At 66.8% G+C, this 8,873-nt stretch carries 10 protein-coding genes; 7 read left to right on the forward strand and 3 right to left on the reverse strand.

Annotated features, from left to right (window positions below; all coding sequences use genetic code 11):
• On the forward strand, positions 1 to 1,435 hold a 1,435-nt coding region (locus WBV89_RS19030; protein ID WP_423982901.1), incomplete at its 5' end, for an ABC transporter substrate-binding protein.
• Positions 1,436 to 1,607: 172 nt separating this feature from the next.
• On the opposite strand, the gene WBV89_RS19035 is transcribed toward WBV89_RS19030, so the two are convergent.
• Positions 1,608 to 1,742: a hypothetical protein gene (locus WBV89_RS19035; protein WP_423982902.1), complete on the reverse strand. Its 135-nt coding sequence runs from the start codon at positions 1,740 to 1,742 to the stop codon at positions 1,608 to 1,610.
• Between the two features lie 117 nt (positions 1,743 to 1,859).
• On the opposite strand from WBV89_RS19035, the gene WBV89_RS19040 reads away from it, so the two are divergent.
• From WBV89_RS19040 to WBV89_RS19050, 3 genes are all read left to right on the forward strand, one after another.
• Positions 1,860 to 2,153, forward strand: coding sequence for a DUF3039 domain-containing protein (locus tag WBV89_RS19040; RefSeq protein WP_423982903.1), 294 nt, complete (start codon positions 1,860 to 1,862; stop codon positions 2,151 to 2,153).
• A gap of 32 nt (positions 2,154 to 2,185) precedes the next feature.
• Complete coding sequence (locus WBV89_RS19045; RefSeq protein ID WP_423982904.1) at positions 2,186 to 2,677, forward strand: NUDIX domain-containing protein; 492 nt, start codon at positions 2,186 to 2,188, stop codon at positions 2,675 to 2,677.
• 120 nt (positions 2,678 to 2,797) lie between these two features.
• Positions 2,798 to 4,189, forward strand: a complete 1,392-nt coding sequence (locus tag WBV89_RS19050) for an MFS transporter (protein ID WP_423982905.1) — start codon at positions 2,798 to 2,800, stop codon at positions 4,187 to 4,189.
• Positions 4,190 to 4,247: 58 nt separating this feature from the next.
• Here the strand turns inward: WBV89_RS19050 and WBV89_RS19055 are convergent, their stop codons facing one another.
• A complete protein-coding gene (locus WBV89_RS19055; protein WP_423982906.1) occupies positions 4,248 to 5,060 on the reverse strand; it encodes an acyl-CoA thioesterase in 813 nt (270 codons plus the stop codon).
• Positions 5,061 to 5,144: 84 nt separating this feature from the next.
• On the opposite strand from WBV89_RS19055, the gene WBV89_RS19060 reads away from it, so the two are divergent.
• The 3 genes from WBV89_RS19060 to WBV89_RS19070 all read left to right on the forward strand — a co-directional run bounded on the left by WBV89_RS19060 (position 5,145) and on the right by WBV89_RS19070 (position 7,755).
• A complete protein-coding gene (locus tag WBV89_RS19060; protein ID WP_423982907.1) occupies positions 5,145 to 6,338 on the forward strand; it encodes a mandelate racemase/muconate lactonizing enzyme family protein in 1,194 nt (397 codons plus the stop codon).
• Positions 6,339 to 6,439: 101 nt separating this feature from the next.
• Positions 6,440 to 6,781 (forward strand): putative quinol monooxygenase, encoded by a 342-nt coding sequence (locus WBV89_RS19065; RefSeq protein WP_423982908.1) that lies wholly within the window; start codon positions 6,440 to 6,442, stop codon positions 6,779 to 6,781.
• Between the two features lie 50 nt (positions 6,782 to 6,831).
• The gene (locus WBV89_RS19070; RefSeq protein WP_423982909.1) at positions 6,832 to 7,755 is read left to right on the forward strand and encodes a CobW family GTP-binding protein; all 924 of its coding nucleotides are present in this window, start codon (positions 6,832 to 6,834) and stop codon (positions 7,753 to 7,755) included.
• 24 nt (positions 7,756 to 7,779) lie between these two features.
• Here WBV89_RS19070 and WBV89_RS19075 read toward each other — a convergent pair.
• The coding region (locus WBV89_RS19075; RefSeq protein WP_423982910.1) for an OB-fold nucleic acid binding domain-containing protein at positions 7,780 to 8,873 on the reverse strand (1,094 nt) is incomplete at its 5' end.

The raw sequence follows: 8,873 nt of genomic DNA on the forward strand, positions 1-8,873 counted from the left end.
CGACACCACCGAGGCACCGGCCGACAGCGCCGCAGCCGACGACGAAGCCACCGACGACACCGAAGCCGCAGCCGACGACGAAGCCACCGACGACACCGAGGCCGCAGCCGACGACGAAGCCACCGACGACACCGAGGCAGCCGACGAGGAAGCTGCCGGCAGCGGTGAGGAGCTCGCCGTCGAGGGCGAGGTCGAGATCGCAGCCGGAACGACCCTCAACCTCGACGAGTGCCCCGACGACTGGGATCCGTTCCAAGGCGTCGACGGTGATGAGATCCGCATCGGCCAGTCCCTGCCACAGTCCGGTCAGTTGGCCGCCTTCGGTGAGATCGGCGAGGGCATGTCGGCGTACTTCGACTACGTGAACGACAACGACCCGGTCGACGGTAAGAACCTGGTCCTCGTGACCAAGGACGACGCCTACGAGCCGGGCCGTACGGTGGCGAACGTCGAGGAGATGATCGACACCGACGACATCTTCGGCTTCGCCCACATCATCGGTACGCCCAACAACTTGGCGGCGCGTGACGTGACCGCCGAGGCCTGCGTGCCGCAGCTGTTCAACTCCACCGGCTTCCCGCTGTGGGGTGACCCGGCGAACTTCCCGTGGACGATCGGCAACATCCTCAACTACGAGACCGAGACACAGTTCTGGTGTCAGAACATCGTCGACGACGTCGGTGAGGGCGCCACGGTGGCCGCGCTGATCATGAACAACGACTTCGGCAAGACCTACCAGGGAGCACTCGAGCAGTGTGAAGCGGACGGTCAGATCACGTTGGCCGAGGTCCAGTTGCACGATCCGGCGGCACCAGACGTGTCCAACGAGATGACGACCCTCGCCGCGAGCGACGCCGACGTGTTCGTCGCCGGCACCACCGCCGCCTTCTGCCCGCAGACGGTCGGCTCCGTCGCCGCCACCGAGTGGCGGCCGGTGTACTACATGTCGTACACCTGCAACAACCTCGCCAGCTTCTTCAGCCCGGTCCAGGACCAGGCTGCACTGCTGTCCGAGGAAGGTGCCGGGGTTCGCATGGCGAACGGCAACGTCACCTGTGGTGACCCGACGTTCGAGGACACCGACTACATCCAGCTGGTCCGCTCCGTGCTCGACGAGTACGGCGGTGTCACCTGTGAGGACGGCTCGTATTCGACGGGGATTCTCTACGGCCTCATGGTCGAAGACGTCGTGCGCAAGGCGGCAGCGCTGCCGGGTGGCCTCAACCGGGTCAACCTGATGGCGGCCATGTGGAACTGGAACTACGAGAACCCGGGACTGCTCGGTGGAGTCCAGGCGACCGACGGAGTCAACGACGCCTACGTCTCCGAAGCCGCCCAGATCCAGGAGGTCACCGTCGTCGACGGAAGCCTGACGTTCGAACCGCTCAGCGACATCATCGATCTCGAGGGCCAGACCGGCTCGTACGGCGGCTGATCACCGCAGCCGTCCCGGCTGACAGATGAAATCGGCCAGCGGGCCCGTCCGAGAGGACGGGCCCGTTGCGCGTCTCACGTGATGTACGCGATTCAGCGGGTGGAGCTCGGCCGTCGAGGTACGCGAGACGCGGTACTCAGCGGTCGGCGAAGCGACGGGGTGCGGGTGTGGCTCAGTCGTCGGCGGTGCGACGAGGAGGCGTGACCCGGATCGGAATCAGCGCCGGCTCGGGCTCGCGCTGTCCCGCGATGATGCCACCGACGACCGCCGCGGCAGCGCCGACGGCAACGATGATGGTGATCAACACACCCATGACCGTACCCCACTCCCGGGCTGTTTGACAGTTGCGCTCGCACCTTCGCATCTCGTCGGCTGCTCGTGCAGCGGTGCGGCCACCGTGGCTGACGGCTGGCAGACTGGCCTCATGAGCGATCTTCAGACCATGCCTCAGGTCGATCTCGACACGATCACCGATCAGGAGACCGAGACCGGTGAACCGACGTCGGCGCACATCGTCAAAGCCGGTCCCGGCGAGAACGGTGCCGCGATCGTGCTCGAAGCACGGGTGATGGGGACGCCGATCGAGGCGCTGTGCGGTTTCGTGTGGGTCCCGTCGAAGGACCCGAAACAGCTGCCGGTGTGCCAGAAGTGCAAGGACATCTACGAGATGTACAAGTCGTTCAGCAACAACGTCAACCGCGACACGCCGATCGACTGATTCGGCCGACCGGCCCAACCACCCACTCGTTCATGCCTGAACTGCGGATCCGTCAGGCGGTCCGAGCCGTCCTCACGACCCCCGACGGCTCGCTGTTGCTCGTGCGCTTCGAGTTCCCGACCGCGACCGTGTGGGCGCTGCCGGGCGGTGGGCTGGATCCCGGCGAGGACCACCTGACCGCACTCCGACGTGAACTGCACGAAGAGGTCGGTCTCGTCGGCGTCGACATCGGTGCGCACGTGTGGACCCGCGAGCAGATCGTGCCGTTCATCGACGGCAACTGGGACGGTCCGCGCGATCAGTACCACCATGTGCCCGTCGTCGACCGGTTCGACCCGACGCCCGCGCTGACCTGGGAACAACTCCGCGCGGAGCGATTGCACGAACTGCGGTGGTGGACGCCCGACGAGATCGACGCCGCGACGACAGCCGGAACGATCTTTGCGCCCGGTCGACTCGGCGAACTCCTGCACCTGCTCGACACCGACGGCGTCCCCGACTCGCCGATCGACACCGGCGTCTGACGCGCGTCCCGGTACGGAGCCTCGATCCGCTGATCGGTGCCGAGCTTCGGCCAGAGTCGGCGCCCGATGTGACGGGTGCGCTCAGCGATGGAGCCGGAGGTGCCCGTAACCTCGGCCGCGATGGGGACCGCGCACACCGACGACCTCCCGGTGGCGTCAGAACCCGAGCGGTCGGGGGCGGCGAAACGGACCGCTCCCGGAACATTCCCGTTCGACCCGAGACGCGTGCCGTTCTACTACGGGTGGGTCATCGTCGTCGCGGGGACCATCGGAGCGATCGCCTCGGTCCCCGGCCAGACTGCCGGAGTCAGCGTCTTCACCGATGATCTGATCGGGACCACCGGGCTGACGCGGCTGCAACTCGCGATCGCGTATCTCATCGGGACCGGGACCAGCGGAGTGCTCCTCGGAGCGGGCGGCCGGGCGATCGACCGGTACGGATCACGGGTGGTGGCGCTCGGTGCGACCCTCGGCCTCGCGTCAACGGTCCTCGCGTTGAGCCTGATCGGACCGATGAACACCGCGGTCGGTGTGATCGTGATGTCGATCGGCTTCGGCTGTCTCCGATTCAGCGGACAGGGTCTGCTCACGCTGTCGTCGCGGACGATGGTCGCGCAGTGGTTCGACCGCCGGCGCGGGATCGTGACCGCTCTGTCGAGCGCGTTCGCGAGCTTCGCCTTTGCCGCCTCCCCCGCCCTGTTCCTCGCGCTGATCGACATCGACGGTTTCCGTACCGCATGGCGGATCATGGCCGTGGTGCTCGTCGTCGTGGTCGGCTCGATCATCATCGTGTTCTTCCGGGTGAGCCCCGAAGCCGCAGGAATCGAGATCGACGGTCGCCGCCGCACGGCGATTCCCGACGCAGACGACACCGACGCCGACCGAGTCGGAAACCGGTCCGTGCCGACCGTGGGGACCGATCGGGACGCCACCCGCACCCAGGCGCTCCACGATGTCCGGTTCTGGGCGTTGACGATCCCGGTCGCTGCCCTCTCGTCCACGAGCACCGCGATCACCTTCCACATCGTCGACCTCGGGTCGGAGCTGGGGCTGACCGACGACGAGATCGTCCGCATCTTCGTGCCGATCGCGTTCGTCAGTGTTCCGATCACGCTCCTCACGGGCTGGCTGATCGACCGGGTGACGCCACTCGTCGTCGCGGCAGCGATGGCGGCCGCCCAGCTGGTGATGTACCCGATGATCGGTCTCCTCGACACCGGGTGGGGTGCACTCCTTGCCGTCGTGACCTGGGGAGCGTCACAGGGATGTTTCTCCGCCTTGACGTCCGCAGCGATCCCCAAGGTCTTCGGTCGCCGACATCTCGGTGCGATCTCCGGAGCGCAGATGAGCGCCATGGTGATCGGAAGCGCGATCGGACCGGCCTTCTTTGCACTCGCGCACTCACTGACGGGCGGCTACACCGCGGCGCTGTGGCTGTCCACCGTCATCCCGGCGGTCGGGTTGGTGCTGGCGGTCGCCGGACTCCGACGACAGCGACACCTCGACGCTTGATCATCTCCGACGCCTGATCATCTCGCCGACCGGACCCTGGCCCCGGGCGCTGCCGAGGTCAGCGGTTGTGGTGGCTGGTCCGGATGATGCAGGTCTGCTGGGCGGTCGACATCAACCGCCCGTCCTCACTCCAGATCCGCAACGAGCCATGACCGATCGAGCGGTGGAAACCCTCCGGGATCAGCTCGAGCAGGACCCACTCACTCGGCTCCGTGTCGATCACCCGCAGCGTGTTGTCGAGACTCGTCGCTCCCGGAAGCGAGCCGAGTGCCGCACCGATTCCCATCGGGATGATGTCGGCGACGAACGCCTGTGTCGCCGGGCTTCCGATCTGCGCGTCGCGAACACGGCACCACATCGACATCCCACCGTGCTGCTGGTGGCCGACCGCCTCGATCCCGAAGACACCTGCGGCGAGCCGCCGATCCATCGACTCGAAGAACGAGTCGGACAGGTCCATCTCGAACGGAGCGGACATCACCCGACAGTCATCCGGCGACGGGACGTCGGGCATCTCGACGAACTGTTGGCCATCACCGGTGGGGCGAACGGTGTGCGCACACAGCGACGTGAACACCGCGTCGCCGTCCACGGTCGCAACGACCTGGGACTGAGTCGTCGCCCGACCGTCGGCGAGCAACCGCACCTCGAGATCGACGACCGAACCCGGCGCCGGGGAGCCGATGAACTGGGTCGTGATCCACTGCAATGGTCGAGCGGTCTCGCGTTCGGCCGCCTCGATCGACGCAGCGATTCCACTGCCGCCATAGAGAAATCCGAACGGCGTCGCCAAGCTCGGACGCACGTCGAGCCGGAACCGTCCGTCCCCCTCCGCTTCCTGGAGGTCGAGCAGATCGAATCGGGGGAGCACGGAGAGACGTTCACAGATCGACGACCTTCCCGGCAAGTCCGGAGCTTCGTCAGAACTCGTCGATCCTGTGGCAGGCTCGGCGGCGTGAAGATCACCGACGTCACCACGTTCGTCATCAAGAATCCACCCCCGGGGTTCGGCGGCAAGTACTTCATCGTCGTCAAGCTGACGACCGACACCGGCGTGGTCGGGTACGGCGAGATCTACGCCGCAACGTTCGGGCCACACATGATCGCCTCGATGGTCGACGACGTCGCAGCACGATGGGTCATCGATCAGGACCCGAACCGCATCGAGCTGATGTGGCGGCGGATCTACTCGAGCGGCTACGCGCTGCGACCCGACCCGACGCTTGTGGGGATCATGAGCGGTCTGGAGATGGCCTGCTGGGACATCGTCGGGAAGGACGCCGGAAAACCGGTGTACGACCTGCTCGGCGGACGCGTCCACGAGCGGCTCCGTACCTACACCTACCTGTATCCGAGCGCCGGATTCCGCGAGGTCTACACGAACCCCGACCACGCAGCAGCACGCGCCCTCAACGAGATCGAGCGCGGGTTCACCGCCCTCAAGTTCGACCCGGCAGGCCCGTACACCGCGTTCGACGGACACATGCCGAGCCTCGACGACATCTCGTCGTCCGTTCACATGATGGCCTCCCTACGCGCCGCGGTCGGGCCGGCCGCAGATCTGTTGTTCGGGACGCACGGACAGTTCACCGCCGCAGGTGCGATCCGTCTCGCGCGACAGATCGAGCCGTTCGACCCGTTGTGGTTCGAGGAACCGTGTGCACCGGACCTGCCGCACGAGATGGCGCGGGTCGCATCGCAGACGTCGATCCCGATCGCGACGGGTGAGCGCCTCACGACGCTGTCCGAATTCGCGGCGCTCGGACGCCACCAGGCGGCGTCGATCTGGCAACCGAACCTCGGCCGCTGCGGTGGCATCCTCGCCGGCAAGAAGATCGCGGCGATCGCCGAAGCGAACGGTTGCCAGGTGGCTCCGCACCTCTATTCGGGCCCGATTCTCGGCGCGGCAAACGTCCAGCTCGCCGCGACCCTTCCGAATCTCCTGATCATCGAGGGCATCCGGGAGTGGGGCGGATTCCACGCCGACCTGTTGAACACCCCGATCGTGTGGGAGGAGGGCTACGTCATCCCCTCGACCGAGCCCGGGCTCGGCGTCGAGTTGAACGAAGAGGTCGCGCGCGCCAACCCGTGGCCCGCAGACGACGGTGGCGACCTGCATCTCTCGATGGTTCCCGATCCCGTGCGGTGACCCTGATCGTTCGGCTCTCGTCGCCACCCACCGACTTGCCAAGATGAGCGTGCACGCTGAGCGCGCCCAGCCGAGCCACCGAACGACAGAGGAGACATGACGTGATCGCGATCATCGGATACATCGAGGTCGAGCCGGACGAGCGCGACGGACTCGTCGCATCGGTCGCCGAGCTGCAGCGATCGACCGAGAACGACGAGCCGGGCTGTCTTACCTACGCGATCTGTGCCGACCCCGCGAACCCCGCACGGATCCGGATCACCGAACTCTGGGAATCGGCCGAGGCACTCGACGGCCACTTCCAGCATCCCAACTTCCGCGCCGCCGGGGCGGCGTTCGGCACCGTGACCCCGACGGGAGGATCGATCGCCAAGTACCGCATCGATGCCTCGGACGACGTCCGCGGACCGGACGGCAACGTCACCTCCACATTCCACAGCTGACCGTGTGACGGAGTGGGTGAGACCCACCTCGTCACCCGTACCCTCGATCTGTGCCGTACGAGGAGCCGGAGTTCTTGCCGTGGGACGGACGGCGCGTGCCGATCACGTTCGTCGCCGGCTATCTCGGCGCCGGCAAGACGACCGCGATCAACGAGATCCTCACCGAGACCGACCGACCGATCGCGGTGATCGTCAACGACGTCGGCGCGATCAACATCGACGCTGCGCTGGTGAAACGCCGGCACGGCGACACGCTGGAGCTGACCGACGGGTGCGTGTGCTGCTCGGCGATCGACGGGTTCGGTGCCGCATTCCACCAGATCCGCGCCCGCCCGGAACCTCCCGAGCACGTGATCGTCGAATTGAGTGGAGTGGCCGAACCATCGAACGTCGTCCCGTGGGGGAACTCGGCGGGATTCCTGCTCGATGGCGTGGTCGTGGTCGCAGCGGTCGACCAGCTGCTCGACGCGACGACGCCCGAGTGGATCCGGATCCAACTCCACCGTCAACTCACCGAGGCCGACCTGATCGTGCTCACCAAGACCGATCTCGCCGACGCGGCATCGATCACTGCGGCACACGTACGACTCAGCACGGTGGCTCCACATGCCCCGGTGATCGACGGCGGGCGCGATCGACGCGAAGATGGGGCCCTCGGTCGATTCCTCGCGCTCGGTGGCCACCGCGCCGGAGATGCCGCCCGGGTGTCGGGACAGACGCTGTTCGACCTCCACGAGGTCAACACCGTGCCGATCGACGGCCCGCTCGACCGTCCCGGCATCGACCTGCTGCTCGACACCCTGACCCGCCACATCGGTGGTCGGATCGTCCGGGCCAAGGGTGTGGTGGCGACGCCGGATGGCCTCGTCCTCGTCCAGGTCGTCGGCACCCGCCGCGAGATCACACCGCTCCTGCCGAACGAGATCCAGGATCCCACCGACCTCGTCGTCATCTCCATTCCGCGCGTTACGTAACGGGTCTGACCCGTTACGTAACGCTCAGCGGAAGTCGCGGCTGGTCACCTTGCCGGGCATCGGGAGCGGAGCGAGGTGGTCGGCGACGATGTTGATGACGCCTTCGGAACGCTCGAGGCGACCACGGACGATCATCGCCGGAGCCCCGCGGGCGACCTTGCGGAACCGCTCCCAGCAGCCCTTCGACACGACCACGTTGATCAACCCGAACTCGTCCTCGAGGTTGAGGAACGTCGTGCCCTGCGCCGTCATCGGACGCTGGCGGTGCGTGACCACCCCGGCGACGCGCACCGTCGTCGTCGGCTCGGCATCCCAGAGGTCCTTCGACGTGAGCACCCCCAGTTCGTTCATCCGCTCACGCACGAAGATCGTCGGGTGACCCTCCGGTGAGATCCCCGTGGACCACAGGTCGGCCACCGCGACCTCGACCGGGGTCATTCCCGGCAGCCGCGGAGCCACCGCGCCGGTGACCACACCCGCCAGTCGATCGGGGCGCGCCTGCGCTGTCGCTCCCACCGTCCACAGTGATTCCCGCCGGTCCAGACCGAAGCACTCCTCGAACACGCCTGCGGTCGACATCGCCTCCAGGTTGCCGAGCGTCAACGACGGAACCCGACGCACCAGGTCCTCGGTGTCGGAGAACGGGCCACCTCTCCCGCGTTCCGCTTCGATCTCGTTGGCCAACTCGGCGCCGATCGAACGGACCGATCCCAACCCGAGTCGGACCGCCAGCCCGGTCTTCAGCGCCGCGTCGAGCGATTCGTCGGATGCGGTCGCGAAGCCGTGCGACGTCGGGCGCGCGGTCGACCCCAACGATCCCGGACACGGTTCCAACGACGCTCCGGCGTTCGACGCGTTGAGATCGGGGGTGTGGACGGTCACCCCGTGGCGGCGCGCGTCCTGCACCAACGTGTGCGGCGACCAGAACCCCATCGGCTGCGCATTGATCAGCGCCGCGCAGAACGCTGCGGGCTCGTAGAACTTGATCCAACTCGACGCATAGACCAGATAGGCGAACGACACCGAGTGCGATTCGGGAAAGCCGTAATTGGCGAAGGCCTTGAGCTTGACGTACAACTCGTCGGCGACGTCACCGGTGATGCCGTTGCCCTTCATCC

Source organism: Ilumatobacter sp., assembly GCF_049588435.1.
Taxonomy (GTDB): Bacteria; Actinomycetota; Acidimicrobiia; order Acidimicrobiales; family Ilumatobacteraceae; genus Ilumatobacter_A.

What these genes read in the sequence shown, in the direction of transcription:
- WBV89_RS19040 (WP_423982903.1), top strand. Translation starts at nt 1,860, where the DNA reads ATGAGCGATCTTCAGACCATGCCTCAGGTCGATCTCGACACGATCACC.
- WBV89_RS19045 (WP_423982904.1), top strand. Translation starts at nt 2,186, where the DNA reads ATGCCTGAACTGCGGATCCGTCAGGCGGTCCGAGCCGTCCTCACGACC.
- WBV89_RS19050 (WP_423982905.1), top strand. Translation starts at nt 2,798, where the DNA reads ATGGGGACCGCGCACACCGACGACCTCCCGGTGGCGTCAGAACCCGAG.